The sequence below is a fragment of the Phenylobacterium sp. genome (assembly GCF_035309685.1).
Lineage (GTDB): Bacteria > Pseudomonadota > Alphaproteobacteria > Caulobacterales > Caulobacteraceae > Phenylobacterium.
In genome coordinates, this window is the sequence record NZ_DATGEX010000036.1 from 52,133 (window position 1) to 72,702 (window position 20,570).

General features: G+C 69.7%; 21 protein-coding genes. 14 read left to right on the forward strand and 7 right to left on the reverse strand.

The annotated features are described in order from the left end of the window. Window positions 1–71 precede the first annotated feature (71 nt). Together VKQ35_RS11855 and VKQ35_RS11860 are read right to left on the reverse strand one after the other, a co-directional pair. Complete coding sequence (locus tag VKQ35_RS11855; protein ID WP_324361804.1) at window positions 72–1,076, reverse strand: YihY/virulence factor BrkB family protein; 1,005 nt, start codon at window positions 1,074–1,076, stop codon at window positions 72–74. 28 nt (window positions 1,077–1,104) lie between these two features. Further along, the gene (locus VKQ35_RS11860) at window positions 1,105–2,259 is read right to left on the reverse strand and encodes a tetratricopeptide repeat protein (protein WP_324361806.1); all 1,155 of its coding nucleotides are present in this window, start codon (window positions 2,257–2,259) and stop codon (window positions 1,105–1,107) included. An 80-nt stretch (window positions 2,260–2,339) separates the two neighbouring features. Between VKQ35_RS11860 and VKQ35_RS11865 the strand changes: the two genes are divergently transcribed. From VKQ35_RS11865 to VKQ35_RS11895, 7 genes are all read left to right on the forward strand, one after another. After that, the gene (locus VKQ35_RS11865) at window positions 2,340–3,332 is read left to right on the forward strand and encodes a cyclic nucleotide-binding domain-containing protein (RefSeq protein WP_324361808.1); all 993 of its coding nucleotides are present in this window, start codon (window positions 2,340–2,342) and stop codon (window positions 3,330–3,332) included. Continuing rightward, window positions 3,325–4,239 (forward strand): class II glutamine amidotransferase, encoded by a 915-nt coding sequence (locus VKQ35_RS11870; protein WP_324361810.1) that lies wholly within the window; start codon window positions 3,325–3,327, stop codon window positions 4,237–4,239. Before VKQ35_RS11865 ends, VKQ35_RS11870 begins: the two co-directional genes overlap by 8 nt. Before the next feature lie 42 nt (window positions 4,240–4,281). Further along, a complete protein-coding gene (locus VKQ35_RS11875; RefSeq protein WP_324361813.1) occupies window positions 4,282–5,073 on the forward strand; it encodes an MOSC domain-containing protein in 792 nt (263 codons plus the stop codon). Beyond that, on the forward strand, window positions 5,070–5,951 hold the full coding sequence (prmC, locus tag VKQ35_RS11880) for a peptide chain release factor N(5)-glutamine methyltransferase (protein WP_324361815.1): 882 nt from the start codon (window positions 5,070–5,072) through the stop codon (window positions 5,949–5,951). Before VKQ35_RS11875 ends, prmC begins: the two co-directional genes overlap by 4 nt. Window positions 5,952–6,225: 274 nt before the next feature. After that, window positions 6,226–7,323 (forward strand): DUF4167 domain-containing protein, encoded by a 1,098-nt coding sequence (locus VKQ35_RS11885; protein ID WP_414692334.1) that lies wholly within the window; start codon window positions 6,226–6,228, stop codon window positions 7,321–7,323. Between the two features lie 111 nt (window positions 7,324–7,434). Next, complete coding sequence (locus tag VKQ35_RS11890) at window positions 7,435–7,920, forward strand: transcriptional repressor (RefSeq protein WP_324361819.1); 486 nt, start codon at window positions 7,435–7,437, stop codon at window positions 7,918–7,920. An 11-nt stretch (window positions 7,921–7,931) separates the two neighbouring features. Then, a complete protein-coding gene (locus VKQ35_RS11895) occupies window positions 7,932–8,405 on the forward strand; it encodes a 5' nucleotidase, NT5C type (protein ID WP_324361821.1) in 474 nt (157 codons plus the stop codon). A 2-nt stretch (window positions 8,406–8,407) separates the two neighbouring features. Here the strand turns inward: VKQ35_RS11895 and VKQ35_RS11900 are convergent, their stop codons facing one another. Beyond that, window positions 8,408–9,127: an RcnB family protein gene (locus tag VKQ35_RS11900; protein WP_324361823.1), complete on the reverse strand. Its 720-nt coding sequence runs from the start codon at window positions 9,125–9,127 to the stop codon at window positions 8,408–8,410. Between the two features lie 126 nt (window positions 9,128–9,253). Between VKQ35_RS11900 and VKQ35_RS11905 the strand changes: the two genes are divergently transcribed. Then, on the forward strand, window positions 9,254–9,796 hold the full coding sequence (locus VKQ35_RS11905; protein WP_324361825.1) for a DUF924 family protein: 543 nt from the start codon (window positions 9,254–9,256) through the stop codon (window positions 9,794–9,796). Window positions 9,797–9,884: 88 nt separating this feature from the next. After that, on the forward strand, window positions 9,885–10,715 hold the full coding sequence (locus VKQ35_RS11910; RefSeq protein ID WP_324361863.1) for a thymidylate synthase: 831 nt from the start codon (window positions 9,885–9,887) through the stop codon (window positions 10,713–10,715). On the opposite strand, the gene VKQ35_RS11915 is transcribed toward VKQ35_RS11910, so the two are convergent. Genes VKQ35_RS11915 through VKQ35_RS11925 form a run of 3 tightly spaced genes read right to left on the reverse strand, consistent with a single transcriptional unit; the run spans window position 10,712 to window position 13,446 of the window. Continuing rightward, complete coding sequence (locus VKQ35_RS11915; RefSeq protein ID WP_324361826.1) at window positions 10,712–11,155, reverse strand: hypothetical protein; 444 nt, start codon at window positions 11,153–11,155, stop codon at window positions 10,712–10,714. The genes VKQ35_RS11910 and VKQ35_RS11915 overlap by 4 nt on opposite strands. 48 nt (window positions 11,156–11,203) lie before the next feature. Then, on the reverse strand, window positions 11,204–12,535 hold the full coding sequence (locus VKQ35_RS11920; RefSeq protein WP_324361828.1) for an MBL fold metallo-hydrolase: 1,332 nt from the start codon (window positions 12,533–12,535) through the stop codon (window positions 11,204–11,206). A gap of 2 nt (window positions 12,536–12,537) precedes the next feature. Beyond that, entirely contained in the window at window positions 12,538–13,446 is a 909-nt protein-coding gene (locus VKQ35_RS11925) for a class I SAM-dependent methyltransferase (RefSeq protein WP_324361830.1), read from the reverse strand. An 83-nt stretch (window positions 13,447–13,529) separates the two neighbouring features. On the opposite strand from VKQ35_RS11925, the gene VKQ35_RS11930 reads away from it, so the two are divergent. The 5 genes from VKQ35_RS11930 to VKQ35_RS11950 all read left to right on the forward strand — a co-directional run bounded on the left by VKQ35_RS11930 (window position 13,530) and on the right by VKQ35_RS11950 (window position 19,070). Further along, window positions 13,530–14,048, forward strand: coding sequence for a dihydrofolate reductase (locus VKQ35_RS11930; RefSeq protein WP_324361832.1), 519 nt, complete (start codon window positions 13,530–13,532; stop codon window positions 14,046–14,048). Between the two features lie 49 nt (window positions 14,049–14,097). Further along, window positions 14,098–15,009: an SMP-30/gluconolactonase/LRE family protein gene (locus VKQ35_RS11935; protein ID WP_324361834.1), complete on the forward strand. Its 912-nt coding sequence runs from the start codon at window positions 14,098–14,100 to the stop codon at window positions 15,007–15,009. Window positions 15,010–15,149: 140 nt separating this feature from the next. Beyond that, window positions 15,150–15,749 carry a PEPxxWA-CTERM sorting domain-containing protein gene (locus VKQ35_RS11940; RefSeq protein WP_324361836.1) on the forward strand — a complete coding sequence of 200 codons (600 nt, stop codon included), beginning with the start codon at window positions 15,150–15,152 and terminating at the stop codon, window positions 15,747–15,749. A 169-nt stretch (window positions 15,750–15,918) separates the two neighbouring features. Beyond that, window positions 15,919–17,379 (forward strand): ATPase domain-containing protein, encoded by a 1,461-nt coding sequence (locus VKQ35_RS11945; RefSeq protein ID WP_324361838.1) that lies wholly within the window; start codon window positions 15,919–15,921, stop codon window positions 17,377–17,379. After that, window positions 17,376–19,070: a response regulator gene (locus VKQ35_RS11950; protein WP_324361840.1), complete on the forward strand. Its 1,695-nt coding sequence runs from the start codon at window positions 17,376–17,378 to the stop codon at window positions 19,068–19,070. The genes VKQ35_RS11945 and VKQ35_RS11950 overlap by 4 nt, the downstream gene beginning before the upstream one ends. Window positions 19,071–19,076: 6 nt before the next feature. Here VKQ35_RS11950 and VKQ35_RS11955 read toward each other — a convergent pair whose 3' ends face one another. After that, window positions 19,077–20,273, reverse strand: a complete 1,197-nt coding sequence (locus VKQ35_RS11955) for a hypothetical protein (protein WP_324361842.1) — start codon at window positions 20,271–20,273, stop codon at window positions 19,077–19,079. Window positions 20,274–20,570 lie beyond the last annotated feature (297 nt).

The following is a 20,570-nucleotide window of genomic DNA, read 5'->3' on the forward strand; positions in this document are numbered from 1 at the left end:
CGCGCCTCAGGGCCTGCGCGGATTACATCGCGACAATGTTTGCGGCCCCGGTTACGGCCGACGACCGCGGCTCAAGGCTCCGCGCCGACCTGGTCCTCGAGCTCGGAATTGAACTCCGCGCCGGCCAGCACGATGGTCAGGGAGAGCCATATCCAGGTCATGAAGCCGACGATGGCGCCCAGCGAGCCGTAGGTGCGGTCGTAGCTTCCAAAGCGGCCGACATAGGCCGAGAAGGCCACGCTCATCCCCATCCAGGCCACGGCCGCCAGCACCCCGCCCGGCGTGATCCAGCGCCAACGGGCGTGGGGGCGCGAGGGGGCGAAGCGATAGAGGATCGACAGGGCGCCCACCGCCACCAAGAACATGGCCGGCCAGCGCAGGAGGCTGGCGCTCGCCCAGGCCCGCAGGCCAAGCCACGACAGCACTTCCGGCGCCGCGACGACGGCGGCCATGGCGGCGGTGGTGAACAGGATCGCGCCGGCGGTGAAGGTCAGGGACACCAGGTTGAGGACGAAGAAGTTGCGCTTCTCCTTGCACTCGTAGGCGACGTTCAAGCCCCCGATCAGGCCTTTCATCCCGGCGTTGGAGGTCCAGACCGACAGCAGCAGGCTGACCAGGAAGGTCAGGCCCAGGCTGGCGTGCGAGGTGATGGCGAGCCGCGCGATCTGTTCGCTGAGCACGCTGACGCCGCCGGCCGGCAGCAGGCCCTGCAGGTCGGCGATCTGGCGCTGCGCCCCCTGCAGGTCGCCGACCAGGCCGTAGAGCGAGACGAAGACGCCGAGCGCCGGGAACAGGGCCAGAAGCGCGTAGAAGGCCGAACCCGCCGCCACCGCCGGGATGCGGTCCTCGGTGAATTCCTTGAGCGTGCGCCGGGCGATCAGCTTCCAGCTGCGCGCGCTGACCTCGGCCACATCGTCGGCCGGCTGGACGGTGGCGAGCTTAAGGGCCTTGAGCAGCACCCCGTCCGCCGCGACGGTCGCCAGCCCCGCAGCCGCGCCCGCCAGGAAGGCGCTCCAGCGGCCGAACCGCAGATGCGGCGCGCGCGGGGCGCGGGCTGGAGTTTGGCTGGCCGTCATCCTCGCCCCGAAGTCGTCGTTCAGGGCATCAAGACGAACCTGCGCCTTCTGGTTCCCGCCGCGCCGCCTCGCACACCGCGTCCACCACCGGCGCCCAGTCCCCGGCGCGCGCCTGCGCGAAGAGCCGCGCGCTGGGATACCAGGGCGAGGCGCCCTCGCGCGGCCACTGCCAGTCGTTGGCGTGGCGGGCCAGCATCACCCAGACCGGACGGCCCATGGCGCCGGCCAGGTGCGCCGTGGCGGTGTCGACACTGATCACCAGGTCGAGGCCGGCGATGAGGTCCGCCGTCGCCTGGAAGTCCGCCGCACCGCTGTCGGCGGGGTCGAGGCTGACCGCGCCCGGGAGCGCCAGCAGACGCTGCGCCTGCTCGGGCGGGAGCGAGCGGAAGCGGTTGTTGGCGTTGGCGGCCTCGCCCTTCCAGACGACGCCGATCCGTGCGCCGGACGCCGCCGGACGGCCGCTGAAATAGGCCGGCTGCGGCAGGGTCTGCGGCGTCGCGCCAAGCCGCGCCGGCAGCGACTGCGGCAGACACCAGTAGTCGCTCTCCGGCACGCTGAAGCGCCCCTGGCCGAAGGGCATGAAGCTGACGCCGAGCTGCTCGAACAGCCGCTGCAGGGCCGCGGGCCCGGCGTAGGTGATCTGCGCCGCGCCCAGCCGGGTCAGGAAGCGCGCCATCATGATCTGGTCGCCGAATCCCTGCTCGCGCCAGACGAACAGCCGCTTGCCGGCCAAGGGCTCGCCCCGCCATTCCGGGAAGCTGAGGTCGTGCTTCAGGAACTGCTGGCGGGGCGGGCGCCGCTCGTTCAGCGCCCAGCCCTCGGCGAAGCGGCCCTGGGCGAGCAGCACCATGGCGAACTCGACCGCCGCATCGTCATCGCCGGGCGTCAGCTCCAGCACCCGGCGATAGAGCGGCTCGGCGGCCGCGAAGTCGCGCATGATCCGGTAGTGGGCGGCGAGCGTGCGGACGGGCCTGGGGTCGTCCGGCGCCGCCCGCGCCGCCCGGCCATAGACCGCCGCGGCCTCCTCGGCCCGGCCGGTCCGCTCCAGGATCACACCCAGATTGTGCAGCGAAGCCAGGTGGTCGGTCTCGGCGACGATGGCGCGGTAAGCCTGCTCAGCCTCCGCCGTGCGGCCCGTGTTCTGGGCCTCCAGGGCGGCCTTGAAATCGGCGTCGAAATCCATAGCCGGGAAGCTTAGCGGAGAGGCGCAATTGCGCGCGACCCCGAAACCGTTGTTACCTGCGCCTTGGGGGGAGCGACGCGATGTCGAGCCATGTTGAAACAGGCGCCGCCGGAGGAATCGGGCCCGACCTGATCGAGGCTTTGCGGGCCTCCCTGACCGCCTTCGCCGTTGAGCCCGGCGAGCTGTTGTTCCGCCAGAACGACCCGGCCGACGGCATGCATGTGATCGCGCAAGGGCGCATCCGCGTGCAGGGCCGCACGCTGGCCGACGGCCTGGTGCAGCTGGCCGAGGTCGGGCCGGGCGACATCGTCGGCGAATTCAGCCTGATCGACCTTGGCCGCCGCTCGGCCACCGCCGAGGCGGTCGAGGCGACGAGCGGCCATTTCCTGGCCCGCGAACAATTCGAGCGGCTGATCTTCATGGGCGACGCGGCCGCCACCGGCCTTGCCCGCCACATCCGTCACCTGGCCTGCGCGAGGACCCGCAGCACCATCGCCGCGATCGCCCAGACCCCGTCCGGCGCCGCCGAGATGCGCCCCGCGCCGCCGGCCCAGGCCTCGGCCAAGGCCCGCGCCAAGGACGGCGCGGCGGCCATGTTGCAGGCCCTGCACCAGTTCAGCCATTTCAGGCCCGAGGAGATCGCCCAGCTGCTGCGCGCCGCCGCCGTCGCCGACGCGGCGCGGGGCGTGGTGCTGGCCGCCCCCGCCTCGCCGCCGGACGGGCTCTGGGTGATCCTGCGCGGCGCGGTGCGCACCGGCCTGCCGCTCGGCGGCGGCATCGAGCAGCTCTTGATCCACGGCCCCGGCAAGATCGTCGGCGCCGTCGCCGCTATCGACGGCGGCCCGCAGCCCGCCCAGCTCGACGTGCGCGAGGACGCCATCCTGATCCACCTGCCGCAGGAGCGTATGGCCAAGCTGGAGGCCGACGCCGGCTCCGCCGCGGTCAAGCTGGTCGACATGGTCAGCAAGCAACTCACCGCCGACCTGCGCGCGCTGTCGCGCCGCCAGGGGCGCCAGCGCAGCATGGCCGCGCTCAACGCCCGGCGCGCGTCCGGAGAGGCCGCCCATGTGTAGGATGCTGGGCTATCTCGGGCCGCCGGTGCTGCTAGACGACCTGCTCTATGCGCCCGACAGCTCGCTGCTGAAGCAGACCGTCGACGCCCAGATGCTGGCCATGCTGAACCTCGCGGGCTTCGGCTTCGCCGCCTGGGATCCGGACTGGCCGAAACCCGAGGCGCCGCTCTGCTACCGCAACACCCAGGTCGCCATCTTCGACCGCAACGTCCAGGCCATGGCGCGCAAGCTGCAGGCCCGCGCGGTGGTGGCCCACCTGCGGGGCGTCCCCTACCGCTCCGACACCCAGGTCAATATCGAGAACGTGCACCCCTTCCACTTCGAGGGCCTGCCCATCGTCATGGCCCATAACGGCGATCTGTCGGGCTTCCAGCAGATGCGCTTCGACCTGGTGGAGCACATCAGGCCGGAGTTCGCGCGCCGCATCCACGGCTCGGCCGACTCCGCCTGGATCTACGCCATGGTGGTCTCGGCGCTGGAGAACCCCGAGGGGCCGCTGACCACGGTCGAGATCCTGCGCGCCATCGAGCAGACCCTGACGACGCTGCGCAAGATCCGCGAGCGCCACGGCATCCACCGCTCCTCGTCGGTCAACCTGATCTTCGGCGATGGGAAGAACCTGGTGGCCACCCGCTTCACCTTCGATTTCGGCCGCTTCGACGTGGCCCCGTTCCAGGGCGGCATCGAGTTCCTGAGCCAGTGGTACACGCTGGGCCGCGACTACGGGCTGCACGACGGCGAATGGAAGATGATCGGCGGGCCCGAGGGCGCCGACGCGGTGATCGTCGCCTCCGAGCCGCTCACCCGCGACGTGGCCACCTGGGTCGAGGTGCCGGAGTATTCCGCGCTCTGCGTCACCCGCGACGGGGGCGATCTGAGGGGCGAGGTGGTGACGCTGGACGCCTGAGCCTGCTTGCTCCCGGCCGCCGCTTGCGGCAAGGCCTCCCGCATGAGCGGTCACGTCGCGGCCATCTTCCGCCACCCGGTGAAGGGCTTCACGCCCGAGGCCCTGGACGCTGTCCAGCTCGCGCCGGGCGAGGGGTTTCCGTTCGACCGGCTGTGGGCGGTGGAGAACGGGCCCAGCGGCTTCGATCCCGCCGCACCGGCCTTCGTGCCCAAGCAGAAGTTCACCGTCCTGGCCCAGATCGCCAAGGTGGCCGCCGCCCGCACCCGCTATGACGAGGCCACCGACGTCCTGCGCGTCACCGGCCCCGACGGGCGCGAGTTCGCCGCTCGCATGGGCGATCCCGCCGCCTGCGACGCCTTCGCCGCCTGGCTGACCGAGCTGCTGGGCGAGGACGTGCGCGGAAAGCTCAAGGTGCTGAAGGCGCCGGCCGAACACCGCTTCACCGACCACCCGCTGGGCCAGGTCTCCATCGTCAACCTGGCCAGCGTCCGCGACCTTGGCCAGCGGATGGGCGTCGAGCTCGACCCCTTACGCTTCCGCGCCAACCTCTATGTGGAGGGCTGGCCGGCCTGGGCGGAGAACGATTGGGCGGGCAAGCCCCTGATGGTCGGCTGGGCGCGGGCGCAAGTGTTCAAACCGATCGTGCGCTGCGCCGCGACCCACGTGGACCCGACGAGCGCCGAGCGCGACCTGGACGTCTGCAAGGCGCTGTTCGACAACTACGGCAATCTGTTCTGCGGCATCTATATCCGGGTGACCTCGGCCGGCGCCGTGGGTCTCGGCGATGCGGTGACCGCGCCTTCGCTCGAACCGCAGCCGGAGGCCGTGGCATGAGCCTGAACCTGCTGCAGGCGTGGCAGAGCGCCAAGAAGCGCCTGGAGACCGCCGGGCTCTCAGGGCCGGTGATCGACGCGCGCCTGCTGGTCGAGGCCGCCGCCGACGCCACCCGCGCCGACATCGTCGCCGACCCCTACCGTGCGCTGACGCCGGAGCAGGAGGCCAGACTCGAGGACTACCTCAACCGCCGCGAGCACCGCGAGCCGGTCAGCCACATCCTGGGCCGCAAGGGCTTCTGGAAGATCATGCTGAACGTCACGCCCGACGTGCTGACGCCGCGTCCCGACACCGAGACCGTCGTGGAATGGGTGCTGCGCGACTTCCCCGAGCACGCCGCCTGGTCGGTGCTGGACCTGGGCGTCGGCTCCGGGGCGATCATCCTCTCCATCCTGGCCGAACGGCCCGCCGCCAAAGGGCTGGGGATCGACGTCTCCGAGGAGGCGCTCGCCGTGGCGCGGGACAACGCCGCCCATCTGGGCCTGGCGGGCCGGCTGGCGCTGCTGCGCGGTGACTGGACGGCGGGCCTGGAGGGCGACCGCTTCGACCTGGTGGTCTCCAACCCGCCCTATATCGCCAGCCACGTCATCGAGACCCTGGAGCCGGAGGTGCGCGACCACGAACCCCGCCTGGCGCTGGAGGGCGGCGACGACGGATTGATGCACTATCGCACCCTCGCGCCCGAGATCCTGCGGGTGCTCAAGCCCGGCGGCCGCTTCGCCGTGGAGATCGGTTTCGACCAGAAGGACGCCGTCGAGGCCCTGTTCCGCGAGGCCGGCGCGCAGGGCGTCCAGACCCTCAAGGACCTCGGCGAACGGGACAGGGTTGTCGCAGGCGTGAAAAAGCCCTTGGAAACTAAGGTCCGACTCGCTAGTTAAGTAGTGTCTCCATCCAAAATCTTCGGCTTCAGGTAGAGGCGTCCCGCGAAGGACGCACGCCGGACCCGAGGGGCGCGACGGCTCCCAAGCCTCTCGCGTGAAAAGCTCCGGGTGGTGACGGGGAACACTCAAAAGTCTTCGACAATCGAAACCGGGCCAGGCGCCCAACCCCCAAACCAAAGATGGCCCGCTGAAGGCTAATGCAGGCCGAGCCTAAAAGGTCAGGCCCCAGGGAAACCAAGACGGTTATCAAATAATGAGAGATTTCAAGGGTATGAAGCGTCAGCGCGGTCGCAATCGCGGCGGCGGCGGGGGTGGCGGAGGCGGCGGCAAGCCGCAGGCCCAGAACGCCAACCGGGCGTTCGATTCCAACGGCCCCGAGGGGTCGAAGGTCCGCGGCAACGCCCAGCACGTCTTCGAGAAATACCAGCAGCTGGCGCGCGACGCGTCGGCCGCCGGCGACCGGGTGCTCGGCGAGAACTATCTGCAGCACGCCGAACACTATTTCCGCCTGCTGCGCGCCATGCAGCCCACGCGCCCGGCCAGCGAGATCCTCGGCCGCGACCACTTCTCCTCCGGTTTCGACATCGATTTCGAGGACGAGACCGCCCAGGCGCAGTCCGAGGCCGCCGACGCCGCCTCCGCCGAGGCCGGCGACACGCCGGAGTCCTGGCAGGCCCGCGAGGCGAACGGCGAGCAACGCCCCAGAGACGGGCAACGAGACGGACAACGAGACGGGCAACAGCCGCAACAGCGCGACGACCGGCCCAGAGACGATCGCCCCAGAGACGACCGGCCCAGGGATGGACAGCCGCGCGACGACCGCCCGCGCTACGAAAACCGCGACCGGGGCGACGGCAATGGCCAGGGCCGCCGCGACCGCCCCTGGCGCGACGAGCGGCCGCGCGACGGTCAGCAACAGCAGCAACGTGACGATCGGCCCAGGGATGGGCAGCGAGACGACCGGCCGCGTGACGATCGGCCCAGAGACGAGCGGCCCAGAGACGAGCGCCCCAGGGATGATCGTCCCCGGGACGACAGGCCTCGTGACGACCGCCCCCGCTACGACCGCGACGACCGCGGCCCGCGCGAGGACCGGCCGCGCTTCGAGCGCAACCGTGACGACCGTCCCGAACGCGATCCGCTGGCCGTGGTCGAGCCGCAGGCCCAGGCCCCGCTGGCCACGCCCAAGGCGGCTCCGGAACGCAAGGCTCGCGTCCTGCGCGACAGCGACGGCGGTGAAAGCCACGCGCCGGCCTTCCTGCAGGCCCCTACGCCCCGCGCCGAGAGCGCCGACGAGACGCCCAAGCCCCGCCGCCGCCGCGCCCCGCGCGGCGACATCACCACCGCCTCCGAGGGCGACGACGTCTAGGACGGTCTGCGAACTTCAGACAATCAAAAGCCCGCGGATCGCTCCGCGGGCTTTTTTCGCCGCGCCGGAAGACGGTTGCGGCCCGCCTGCCGGGGGCGTTAGCTGACCGCCATGCATTCGCCGGACTGCCACCATGAGGACGGCGCCCATCCGGGGCTGAAGGGCCATGCGTTGCGTCACGCGCTCGCCGACGCCGAGCGGCGCTGCGAGCACACCCAGGAGCGGCTGACCGCGCCGCGCCGCCGCGTGCTGGAGCTGCTGCTGCGGGCCGACGGGCCGCAGAAGGCCTATGACATGATCGCCGCCTTCGGCGAGGGCGGCGAGCCCGCCAAGCCGCCGACCGTCTACCGCGCGCTGGAGTTCCTCGAACGCCTGGGCTTCGCCCACCGGATCGAGAGCCTGAACGCCTACGTCCCCTGCCGGCTGGAGGGCGAGAGCCACGCCGCGGCCTTCCTGATCTGCAGCTGCTGCGGCGCGGCCGAGGAGTTCGAGCCGGACTTCGCGCCCGGCCGCGCCGCGGCCGCCGCCCGGGGCTATGCCGTCTCCTCCGTGACGCTGGAGGCCCGCGGCCTCTGCCCGGCCTGCCAGGCGGGCTGAGTTCAGGCGGAGTGAGGAAGCAGATCTACCTCGACTGCGATGGGGTCCTGGCCGATTTCGACAAGGCGGCCGGGGCGATCTTCGGCATGCCGCCCGACGCGTTCGAGCGGCGCCATGGCGTGGCGGCGTTCTGGAGAGCGCTGGCCCGCGCCGACGGCTTCTTCGAGCACCTGGAGCTGATGCCCGACGCCATGCAGCTCTACGCGGCGGTGGAGGCCAAGGGTCCGATCATCCTGACCGGCATGCCGCACGGCGAATGGGCCGAGCCACAGAAGCGCGCCTGGGCCGCCAGGCACTTCCCCGGCGTGCCGCTGATCGCCACGCTCGCGGCGATGAAGCGGGAGCACTGCGCGCCGGGCGACGTCCTGGTCGACGACCGCGAACAGCACCGCAAGCTCTGGGAAGACGCTGGCGGCCTGTTCATCCACCACACCAGCGCCGCGACCTCGATCGCGGCGCTGAAGGCGGCGGGCTACCTCGACTAAAGCTACCAGAAGATCTCGCGGACCACCTGGACGATGCGGCCGGTGAAGCGGTCGATCATCAGGGCGTCGGGGCCGACCCGCACCCAGGTGTAGCCGGGCGGCGGATAGGGCAGGTCGAAGTCGAGGAAGTCGTCCAGCCAGTAGTCGCGGGCGAACCAGGGCCGGGGCAAGAAGTCGCCGAAGCCCCAGGCGCGCGAATAGTAGCCATAGGGCGGCCGGTAATAGCCGGCGCGGAAGCGGTTCTGCGCCGACATCACCGGCGGGAAGCGGCCCGGCTGCCAGTGCTGGGGCGCGCCACGCGATCCGCCGAACTGGGCGCCGCGGGTATCGGCGCGGCCGGACGGGAACTGTTCGCCGCGGCGCTGGTCGAACTGGCGGGGCGCGCCGGGGCCGGGGCCGGCGTCGCGGTTGAAGTGCTGCGGCGCGCCGGCCGGAGCCTGCTGGGCCCGCTCCTGGCCGCCACGGAAGGCGCCGGGCGGCGGGCCGCCATGGTCGCCGGGACCGGATTCGCGGGCGCCGGGGCCGCGCTGGCCGCCTTCCATGTGCGGCGGGCCGCCCGGGTGGCCGCCGCCGCCAGGCGGCGGGCCCGCGTGCTGCGGCTGCGGATGGGCCTGCGGGGCGGCCTGGCCCCGCTCGCCGTGGTCGCGGTCCTGCGCCATCGCCGCGCCGCTGGCGCCGGCAAGCAGGAGGACAGCAAGTGTGGCTGTGAGTTTCGTCTTCATGGTCTCGCTCCAAGGGCGCAAACCGCCCAAAGGTTGCGTCATTTGCGACCCAACTATTGCTGATCCCCCTGAACCACGCTTGAACGTCCCGTTCCCTGATCTTCATCAAAGGAGCAGCGCACAGACGTGACGGCCCACCCCAACGACGTGGTCGGCTTCTGGCTGGGAGCCGGCCCGGGCAAGTGGTTCAAGAAGGTCATCGCCTTCGACGAGGCGATCCGGCTGAAGTTCGAGTCGACTCACCACAGGGCGGCGCGCAGCGAATACGACGCCTGGGCCGAGACCCCGGACGGGGCGCTGGCGCTGCTGATCCTGCTCGACCAGTTCCCGCGCAATCTCTACCGCAACTCCGCCCACAGCTTCGCGACCGATCCCAAGGCGCGGGCGATCGCCCGCGCGGCCATCGAGCGGGGCTTCGACCGGCAGGTGGACCCGCGCTTACGCAACTTTTTCTACCTGCCCTTCGAGCATTCCGAGGACATCGCCGACCAGGACTATGGCCTGGCGCTCGTCGCCGAGGCGGGGATCGAAGACGACCTGAAATGGGCCACCATCCACCGCGACATCATCGCCCGCTTCGGCCGTTTCCCGCACCGCAACCACGCACTCGGCCGCGTGACCACGCCGGAGGAGCAGGACTTCCTGGATGAGGGCGGGTTTGCGGGATGAGACGCAATTCCCTGTGAGCAACTGATTCGCCGCGTTTGAGATCGTCACGAATCACTGCGCTTTTAGCGGTGTGAACGCCCACGCCGCCATTCAGCCGATCTGTGCGGCCGAGCCGGACCATCCGGAGCGGCAGTATCTCGACCTGCTGGCCGATATCCTGGCCAACGGCGTGCAGCGCGGCGACCGCACCGGCACCGGGACGCTGGGCGTGTTCGGGCGGCAGATGCGCTTTGACCTTTCCAAAGGCTTCCCGCTGCTGACCACCAAGAAGCTGCACAAGAAATCGATCATCCTGGAGCTGTTGTGGTTCCTGCGCGGCGACACCAATGTGCGCTGGCTGCAGGCGCGCGGGGTCTCCATCTGGAACGAATGGGCCGACGCCGAGACCGGCGAACTTGGCCCCGTCTACGGCAAGCAGTGGCGGTCGTGGAGCGCGCCGGACGGCCGCGTGATCGACCAGATCGCCGCGGTGGTCGAGGGCCTGAAGACCAATCCCAACAGCCGCCGCCACATCGTTTCCGCCTGGAACCCGGCCGAGGTGGAGGACATGGCGCTGCCGCCCTGCCACTGCCTGTTCCAATTCTTCGTCGCGGATGGGAAGCTGAGCTGCCAGCTCTACCAGCGCTCGGCCGACGTGTTCCTGGGCGTGCCGTTCAACATCGCGAGCTACGCGCTGCTGACCATGATGGTGGCCAAGGTCACCGGCCTGGAGCCCGGCGAGTTTGTCCACACCCTGGGCGACGCGCACCTCTACCTGAACCACCTCGACCAGGCCCGCGAGCAGCTGACCCGCGAGCCCCTGCCCCTTCCGACCCTCGAGATCGCCGACCGCGACGACCTGTTCGCCTTCGAATACGAGGATTTCAAGCTGCGCGGCTATCAGGCGCACGAGAAGATCGCCGCGCCGATCGCGGTCTAGGTCTCGGCCCCTCTGCCGAGGTGAGCTATTAGCCGCTCGTCACACTGGACCATGTGGTCGCTCAGATCGAAGACCTCCTGCAGCAACGGGTGCCGAAGCGCCTCCTCTCTCGTTAGGCGACGGCCAAGGAAAGTCGTCGTCCAGGGGGTCTCGTCGGGATCTATCATCCCGAGCGCGTAAGCCTCAGCGCCCAGGGCCAATTGAAAAGCGAACGCCGTCCGCGCGGCCACTGGATCAATATTGTCGGCTCCCCAGTCACCGAACCCCACTAGACCGTAGGCTATAGGGCGCTGATCGGCGTGGTTGAGATCGAGGTAGTAGACGGCGAAGGCGTCGCCGCGTCGATGGACGAACCTTGTCAGCGATGTCAGCGTCCTTCCGCAGCAAGTGCACTTTCGGAATTCGGGCTCCTCGAACTCAATTTCGTAGTCCGCTGCCACACCAACGCTCCCACGCCCCACACCACGCAGCGCTCCTGCCTGGAGGGGCTAGCTTAGCAGGGTAAAATGCACGATCGAGCGGTGGACGTCGTGCATGTATTCGTCCGGTGAGCGGCGGAGCGTGATCAGCGCGCTGGCCTCCATGGCGTTCCACGACAGCAGCGCGGTGATCAGGTTGAAGGCCAGGCGCTCGTCCATCTCGTAGACCAGGCGCGCGCGGTCGCCCTCACCGGTCTCGGCGGCGACGGCGGCCTCGTCGTGGTCGGTGGCGAACTTGAACAGGACCGACCGCGATCCGTCGGGCTTGCGCAGATCCAGGTAGATATCGGCGGCCAGCTCCAGGCCCATCCTGGCGCGGCGGGCGGCGTAGTTGGCGGCGCACTTCTTCAGCGCGCGTGGCCAGTCGAAGGCGAGGTCCGAGGGGAGCACGGTCTCCGCAAAGCTCGCCGTCCGGTCGGCGAGGGTCAGCGCGTAGGCCGCCCGCTCGTCGTCGGTGAAGCCGCGGTGCGTGGCTCGCGCGTCTTCGGTGACCTTCAGTGTGGCGCTGTCGAGCAGGTCCCCGGGATAGAGCTTGGCCAGGACATCGGCCCCGACCTCGGCGACAAGTTCGCTCGCCAGCGGCTGCGGCAGGAAGCGCGAGAGGCCCGCGGCCTGGCCGCCCAGCACATATTCGCCGCCCGCCGGGATCACCCGCTTGGCGCCCAGCGCCTTCACGTTCTCGCGGAAATTGCCCCGCGTGCGCTCCCGAAGCGCGGTCATCGCGGCGGTCTTGGCGGCGTCATCGTAGTCGCCCATGCCCATCGGGTAGAGCGAGGCGGAGGCATAGGGCAGCATGGCGATGTCCGGCGCGCCATACTCGGCCGCGATCCGCGCGGCGTCGGCCGGCAGAATGGTGTTGTCGACGGCGTTGAACAGCCGCGTCCCGTCGGCGTCATAGAGGTAGAGCGAGGTGTCGAGGTCGTAGTCGACCTGGGTCTCGTCGCCGCGGGTGTTGCCGTGGAAATCCTTGAAGATCACCGCCTCGCAGGCGCCGCGCCCGATCGGCGTGCGGGTCTCGAAGGGGATCTCGGTGATGTTCGTGAAGCCGCACGCTTTGACGGCGTTGCGCAGGTTCGGCGTGTTCAGCTTGCCGACGATCACCGGCGTCGCCTTGTCGAAGGGCGCCAGCGTCTGCGGGTGCAGGTGATCGTGGTGCAGGTGGCTGATGTAGATCAGGTCCGGCCGGCTGGCCCAGATCTCGGCCTTCAAGGCGTCCGGGACCGGCGGGAAGTTCCACCAGGTCTGCTGGCAGGGCCCGTCGAACCAGGGGTCGGTCAGCAGGGTCTCGCCGGTCGACAGCGTGATCCGGAAGCAGGCGTTGGCGATGTAGCGCACCTGCATGGTCAGAGGGTTCTCGGGCTGGCGATCACCGTCAGGCTGCGCCCGGCGCCGCAGGCGTAGAGCGCCTTGGCGAGGCCCAGGTAGGCCTCCATCCCCTGCTCGGCCAGCGTCAGGTCGATGGCCATCCGGGCGCGGTGCGCGGGCTTGCCGGCGGCCGGGTCGGCGACGTAGTTCGAGCCCGGGTGCAGCAGGAACCAGTCGATCGGAAAGCTCGCGAAGCCGAGCTTCACCGCAAAGCCCGCGCGCTCCAGGAAGGCGCCGAGGTTGGCGGCGTTGAAGTAGTTGAGGTGCTGTGGCGCCGCGATCCAGAAGTCGCGGTCGACGGCGCCGGCGGCCCGCGCGGCGAGCTGGATCGGGCTGAAGTCGTTGGGGACGGTGATCGCCAACACGCCGCCCGGGTTCAGCAAACGCGGCAGACGGGCCAGCAGGGCCTCCGGGTCGACCACATGCTCCAGCACATGCTCCATGACGCAGACGTCGGCGGTCTCGCCCGCCGCGATCAGGCCGTCGAGGATCTCGAAGGCGTCGCCGAACCGCGCGCGGTCCAGGAACTGCGGGTGGAACTTGGCGAGGCCGGCCCGCGAGAAATCGATCCCCTGCACCGCGTAGCCGGCGGCGTCCGCGGCGGACAGGAACCAGCCCTCGCCGCAGCCGATCTCCAGCAGCTTGCCGCCGGCCGCCTGACCCCGCGCCTCGCCGATCGCCGCCAGCATCAGGCTGGCGACCAGGCTTCGGTGCGCGATCTCGGTCTCCGAATAGGCCTGGGCGTAGGTGCCGTGCGAGGCCTGGAAATATTCGCCGGCGTAGAAGGCCTTGAGTTCCCCGGCGCTGGGGCTGGGCGTCACGCGGCGCCAGCCCTCCGGCTGGACCGCCAGGCCGCTACCTTCGCCATCGCTGTCGCCAGGGCTCATGGCCAAAGGCTCGCAGGGGCCGGTTAATCTTCGGCTAACCATAACCGCTGGAGGCGAGCTCGCGGGCTCTGCTATGAATCCTGATGCCTCCCATCACCCTCACCGCCGGCCCCATCGCCCGCGCCCGCAATGGCGTCATCGGCAAGGACGGGGGCCTGCCCTGGCGGCTGAAGACCGACCTCGCCAACTTCCGCGCCGTGACCATGGGCAAGCCGGTGATCATGGGCCGCAAGACCTGGGAGAGCCTGCCGAAAAAGCCGCTGGTCGGGCGCACCAACATCGTCCTGTCGCGCGACGGCTCCTTCGAGCCCAAGGGGGCGCTGGTCTGCGAGGACTTCACCGAGGCCGTGGCCATCGCCCGCGAGCAGGCGGAGGAGGACGGCGCGCGCGAGGTCTGCGTGATCGGCGGCGCCTCCCTGTTCGAACTGGCGCTGGGCAAGGCCGGCCGCATCTACCTCACCGACGTCGACGCCGACATCGAGGGCGACACGGTGCTTTCGCCCATCGACGAGGCCCGCTGGACCGAGGTCTCCGCCAAGGCCTATCCCGCCGGCGACGGCGACGACTACCCGTTCATCATCCGGGTGCTGGAACGCCGCTGAGCGCTTCGCTAGGGTTGCCGGCAACAAGCAAGAACGACGAGGGGACGCCATGGACTATGCGCTGGTCACCGAGGGGCTGGAGTTTCCGGAAGGGCCGATCGCCATGGCCGACGGCTCGATCATCCTGACGGAGATCAAGGGCCAGCGGCTGACCCGGGTCACGCCCGACGGCGGGAAGGAAACCGTCGTCGAGACCGGCGGCGGCCCGAACGGCGCGGCCATCGGCCCGGACGGCGCCATCTGGATCACCAACAACGGCGGCTCCTTCGAGTGGCTCGAAAACCAGGGCCTGACCATCCCGGGGCCCACGCCGGCCAGCCACAAGGGCGGGTCCCTGCAGCGCTACGACCTCAAGAGCGGCAAGCTCGAGACGGTCTACGACGGCTGCGAAGGCCGCCCCCTGCACGGCCCCAACGACCTGGTCTTCGACAAACAGGGCGGCGTCTGGTTCACCGACCACGGCTGCGGCACGCCCGAGGGCCGCAAGTACGGCGGCCTCTATTACGCCAAATGCGACGGCAGCCACATCAGCCGCCAGCGCGACCACCTGATCTCGCCCAACGGCATCGGCCTGTCCCCGGATGAGACGACCGTCTACGCCGCGGACACCCAATTGGGACGCCTCTGGGCCTTCGACGTGGCCGAGCCAGGCGTGCTCGCGCCCGGCCCCGGCTTCGCGCCCGGCCGGGTGATCTGCAACCTGCCGGACTATCAGCTGCTGGACAGCCTGGCGGTGGAAGCCGGCGGCAAGGTCTGCGTGGCGACGATCATCAACGGCGGCATCACCGCCTTCGACCCCGATGGCTCGACCGAGCATTTCCCCTTCCCGGACCTGATCTGCACCAACATCTGCTTCGGCGGCGCGGACATGATGGACGCCTGGATCACCGCGTCTTCGACCGGCAAGCTGTACAAGGCCCGCTGGCCGCGTCCGGGTCTCAAGCTCAATTTCAACGCGTAGAATTCCCTGCGGAATCCCTCCGCACACGGCGCTTGTTGCGGTGCGACATCCCGCCGCAACAGGGTTTGGCAACCTTCTTGCACTAGCCTCCGTATCTGATGGCGAACGAGCTGCGCTGTAGCAGCCACGGGGGATTTCTGATGAGCGGTTTGGGTAAGTTCGCGGCGGGCGCGGTTGCGGCCCTGGCGATCAGCGGCGGCGCGGCGCAGGCCAGCACCTGGGTGATCGACTACACGGCCAACAATCTGGGCGACACGCCCTTCTCGGCGACGGTCGACCTCGTGGCCTCCGACACCCTCAACACCGTCAACGGCTTCAACGTGCTGAGCGTCAGCGGCAATGTCGACGGCGATGCGATCACCGGCCTGGTCAACAACCCGAACCAGCCCACCGTGTCGACGAGCCCGGACGGCCTCTTCTACTTCGACAACGTCGTGTGGCCGGGCGCCGCCGAGCAGCTGTCGAACCCGGGCATCCTGTTCACGGGCGCGTCGGGCACGGAGTACAACCTGTTCTCCGACGACCCGGTGCACTACGAGCTCTACACGGCGATGAACGGTTCCTGGGGCGCCCACTCCTACGGCACGATCGCCATGGCCCAGACCTTCACCCAGGGCGGTTTCGACCGCGACAGCCTCGGCGTGCCGGAGCCGGCGAGCTGGGCGCTGATGATCCTGGGCTTCGGCGCGGTCGGCGCGGTCCTGCGCCGGCGCCACCACGGGGCCCTCGCCTCCGCCTAAAGGGCTCGCCCTTCACCTCTCGCAAGACGCCGCATCGCCGGGGGAACCCCTGAGCGGATTGAACGCTTAAGCTGTTCAGGCACATGGGCGTCAGGTGGCTCTCGGCCATCGCAGTTGCGAGAGAGATGAGATGTTGGCGAAGGGGTCAGCCGGCGAAGCCGACGCCTCAATGGGCATTGCTGGACTTGACGACATCCTGGCCGGTGGCTTGGCGCGCGAGCGGGTCTACCTGCTCGAAGGCAGCCCCGGCACGGGCAAGACCACCACGGCCATGAGCTTCCTGCGCGCCGGCGCGGAGCTCGGCGAGAAGACGCTCTACATCACCCTCTCCGAGACCGAGGAAGAGCTGCGCGACACAGCCCGCTCGCACGGCTGGAATCTCGACGGCGTCGAGGTCTTCGAGCTGGTGCCGCCGGAAAGCCTTCTGGATGAACAGCAGCAGCAGAGCCTGCTCTACTCCTCGGACCTGGAGCTGGGCGAAACCACCCGGATGATCTTCGAGGCGGTGGAACGGGCGCAGCCGCGCCGGGTGGTGATCGACAGCCTGTCGGAGATTCGCCTGCTCGCGCAAAGCTCGCTGCGCTACCGCCGCCAGGTGCTGGCGCTGAAGCACTACTTCGCCAAGCATGGCGCGACGGTGCTGCTGCTCGACGACCTGACCACCGAGAACCTCGACAAGACGGTGCACAGCGTCGCCCACGGCGTCATCCGCCTGGAGGAGCTCGCCCCCGAATACGGCGCCGAGCGGCGGCGCGTGCGGGTGATCAAGTATCGGGGCCGCAAGTTCCGCGGCGGCTTTCACGACTTCACCATCCGCACCGGTGGGCTGGAGGTCTACCCGCGGCTGGTCTCCGCCGAGCACAGGACCGACTTCGACCGCAGCCCGCTGCCGAGCAGCGTCGCCGGCCTCGACGCCGTCCTGGGCGGCGGGGTGGAGCGTGGCTCCAGCTGCCTGATCCTGGGGCCGGCGGGCACGGGCAAGTCCCTGATGGCGCTCTATTTCCTCCTCTCGGCCATCAAGCGCGGCGAGAAGGCGGCCCTCTTCGCCTTCGACGAGGAGCTGGGCCTGCTGTTCAGCCGCACGACCGCCTTCGGCATCGATCTGGCGGCCCTGCGCGACGCCGGCGACCTGATTGTCCAGCAGGTGGACGCCGCCGAGCTGTCGCCCGGCGAGTTCACCGCCCAGGTGCGCGATTGCGTCGACCGCAAAGGCATCAAGACCGTCGTCATCGACAGCCTCAACGGCTACCAGGCGGCCATGCCGGAAGAGAACTTCCTCATCCTGCATATTCATGAACTGCTGCAGTACCTGAACCGCCAGGGCGCCACGACCTTCCTGACCGTCGCCCAGCATGGCCTGGTCGGCGAGATGAAGGCGCCGGTGGATGTCACCTACCTGGCCGACACGGTCATCCTGCTGCGCTACTTCGAGGCGGCGGGCGAGGTGCGGCGCGCCGTTTCGGTGATCAAGAAACGGAGCGGCCAGCACGAGAAGACCATCCGCGAATTCGAGATCGGCGACAGCGGACTGTCGGTCGGCGAGCCGCTCACCAGCTTCCACGGCGTGTTGCGCGGCGTCCCGAATTTCGTGGGCCAGGGCTCCGGCCTGATGGGAGATGCGTCCGCATGAGCCCCGTGGCGGCTGTCGTCTCGGCGCCTGCCGCCTCGGAGTCGGAGCGCGTCCTGATCGTCGCGCCCACCGGCCGCGACGCCGCCATCGCCGCCGCGATCCTGGCCGAGGCGCGCCGCCCGCTGCTGATCTGCGCGGACCTCGCCTGTCTAGTGGCCGAACTCCACAACGTCGGCGTGGCCCTGGTCGCCGAGGAAGCGCTGCAGACCGCCGACTACCCCGCCCTCGTCCGCTGGATCGAGGCCCAGCCGCCCTGGTCCGATCTGCCGATCGTGCTGATCGCCCACCGCGGCGGCGGCATGGAGCGCAATCCCGCCGCGCGGCGGCTGGCCCAGGCGCTGGGCAACGTGACCTTCCTGGAGCGGCCCTTCCATCCGACCACGCTCGTCAGCATCATCGAAACCGCGCTGCGCGGCCGGCGGCGGCAGTACGAGGCGCGGGAGCGGATCGAGGCCATCCGCGCCGCCGAGGCGCTGCTGGAGCGCCGCGTCGAGGAGCGCACCTCCGAACTCGCCAGCGCCAACCGCCAGCTCGCAGACCAGATCGTCGAGCGTGAGCGCGTCGAGACCGTGCTCCGCCAGGCCCAGCGCCTGGAGGCGGTCGGCCAGCTGACCTCCGGCGTGGCGCACGACTTCAACAACCTGCTGATGGTCGTGCTGGGCAACATCCGCCAGATGCAGAAGTCGCTGGACGATCCGACCGTCCAGCGCCGGCTGAAGATGATGGCTGAGGCCGCCGAGCGCGGCGCCCAGCTCACCGCCCAGGTGCTGGCCTTCTCGCGCCGCCAGAAGCTGGAGCCCCGCGCCGTCGACCTGAACGACACGGTGCGCTCCATGCGGGACCTGCTGCAGGCCACCATGGGCGGCAGCGTGCGCATCGAAACCGTGCTGCAGCCCGGCCTGTGGCCGGCGATGATCGACCCTACCCAGATCGAGCTGGTGATCCTGAACCTGGCCATCAACGCGCGCGACGCCATGGAGGTCGGCGGGACCCTCACCGTCGAGACCGGCAATGTCGTCCTGGGGCCGCCGGTCCGGCCCGAGGAGCCGGGCGCCGGCGAGTATGTGATGATCGCGGTCACCGACACCGGCTCGGGCATGAGCGAAGAGGTGATGGCCAAGGTCTTCGAGCCCTTCTTCACCACCAAGGAAGTCGGCAAGGGCTCGGGCCTGGGCCTGAGCCAGGTGTTCGGCCTGGCCAAGCAGTCTGGCGGCGGCGTGCGCATCGATTCCGCGCCGGGCGCGGGCGCATCGGTCAGGGTCTTCCTGCCCCGCGCCGGCGAAGCGCCGCGGGCCGAGGACGCCGCAGCGCAAGCCGCCAGCGAACCTGCGCCCAAGGACCTGAACGTGCTGCTGGTCGACGACGACAGCGCCGTGCGCGAGGTGACCGCCGGCCTCCTGCAGGACCTTGGCTACCGGGTCGTGGAGGCCGGCAGCGGCGGCGCCGCGCTCGACATGCTCGACCGCCAGGCGGACATCGATGTCCTGCTCGTGGACTTCGCCATGCCGGGGATGAACGGCGCGGAGGTGGCGCGCGAGGTGCACGCGCGGCGGCCAGGCCTGCCGATCCTGTTCGTCACCGGCTACGCCGACACCGAGGCGCTGGCCGCGGCCGGCGACGACGGCATCCTGCGCAAGCCCTTCGTGGAACGCGACCTCGCCGCCAAGCTGCGGACGGCGCTTCGGGTCTAGACGGCCTTAGACCGCCTTGCCGATCGCTTCGGCGTTGGCCGGGTCGATCAGCGCGCTGTCGCCGACCACCGCCGCGGGCCTGGCCTTGTCCTCGTCCTCGCCCAGGCCCTGGTGGAAGTCCTGCAGGATGTCGAACAGCTCATCGAGCTCGACGCGCAGGGGGCGGCCCTTGGGGAAGCGGTAGCGCCAGAAGCTGGCGATATGGCTGACCATGCCGGTGCGTTCGCCCAGCGTGATGAACATCTCCGGCGACTTCAGCAGGAAGTTGCGGAAGGCCATGGGATTGCCGGCCTGGGTCAGTTCGGCGAAGGCGTCGTCATAGACCTGCAGCGTCGCGCGCACCTTGCGCACCTGGCCCAGGATCGCCTGGTTCACCCGGCTGCCCACGTCCTTGACCTGGTTCAGCATCTCGTAGTCGCGCGGGCCCACCACCTTGATCTCGGTGAGCTCGGAGATCACCCCGCGCAGCTCGGGCCACAGGCTGTTCAGCACCCACTTGTAGTAGAGGAAGCCCTTCCAGCTGAAGATGCCCTCGCGGAAGTTCTCGCCTTCCAGGCCGAGCGTCAGACGTAGCGGCTCGAGGCGCGTGTCGTCCTGGCCGGAGAGCAGCAGGCTCACCAGCTTGGAGATGTTGGCGTTCGGCGCGCCGGACTTGCCGCCGCCATAGGCCAGATCCACCAGCTTGGAGATCTCGCCGGAGACGAAGCGCTGCATGCGCTCCAGGTCCGGCGCGGAGATCGCGTAGTAGCAGTTGGCGATCTTGAAATCGCGGCGCTTGAGGTGCTCGCGCAGCAGGAAGGGGTCGAGCGAGGGCAGCTCGTCCAGCGCCTCCAGCAGGGCGACGTCGCGCGCCTCGTCGTCCTGGGTGCCGCGCAGCTGGTTCAGCAGTTCCTGCCAGCCGCGCTGGCCCACGAACAGCGACCGGCCGCCGAGGCTGAGGTCGGTGCGCTCGAAGGGGATGATCACCTTCGTCGAGATGCGCTTCGATTGCTCGAAGATGTACTGCTCGTCGTTGCGGATGCGGTGCTTGATGATCACCGCCCCGTTCAGGGCCGCGGCCTTGAAGAAGGGCGCGCTCTCGTATTCCGGATCTCCGGCATTCTGGCTGGCGATGGCGGCCAGGTTGAGGACGCGGCTGGTCGACGCGGTCTTTTCGAGGCCGCTCAGGCTTCGAAACGATCGGTCTGGCGTGCGCGCGACCACATCAACCTCCAGAAGCCGGACCCGGTCCAGCTTCACCACCCCTTTGAGTCGCGCAGTTTCAAGGACGGCGGACACGGCGCGTCGCCGCGAAGACCGTCCCCCGACTGCACTCCAGCGGCGAGTATCCCGCTGAAGCTCTACAAATGCGTTAAGGCTGATGCGTTCAGTGAACATGGTTTCCCAATTCGGGCGGTTGCGTCCTGCGCCTTCCCCTCGCCGTGGTTTGGCGCGAATACTGGCGTCATAGAGGCGGGGCCCGAACGCGCGCTCCAACGCGCCCCGAAGGAGGACCAAGGC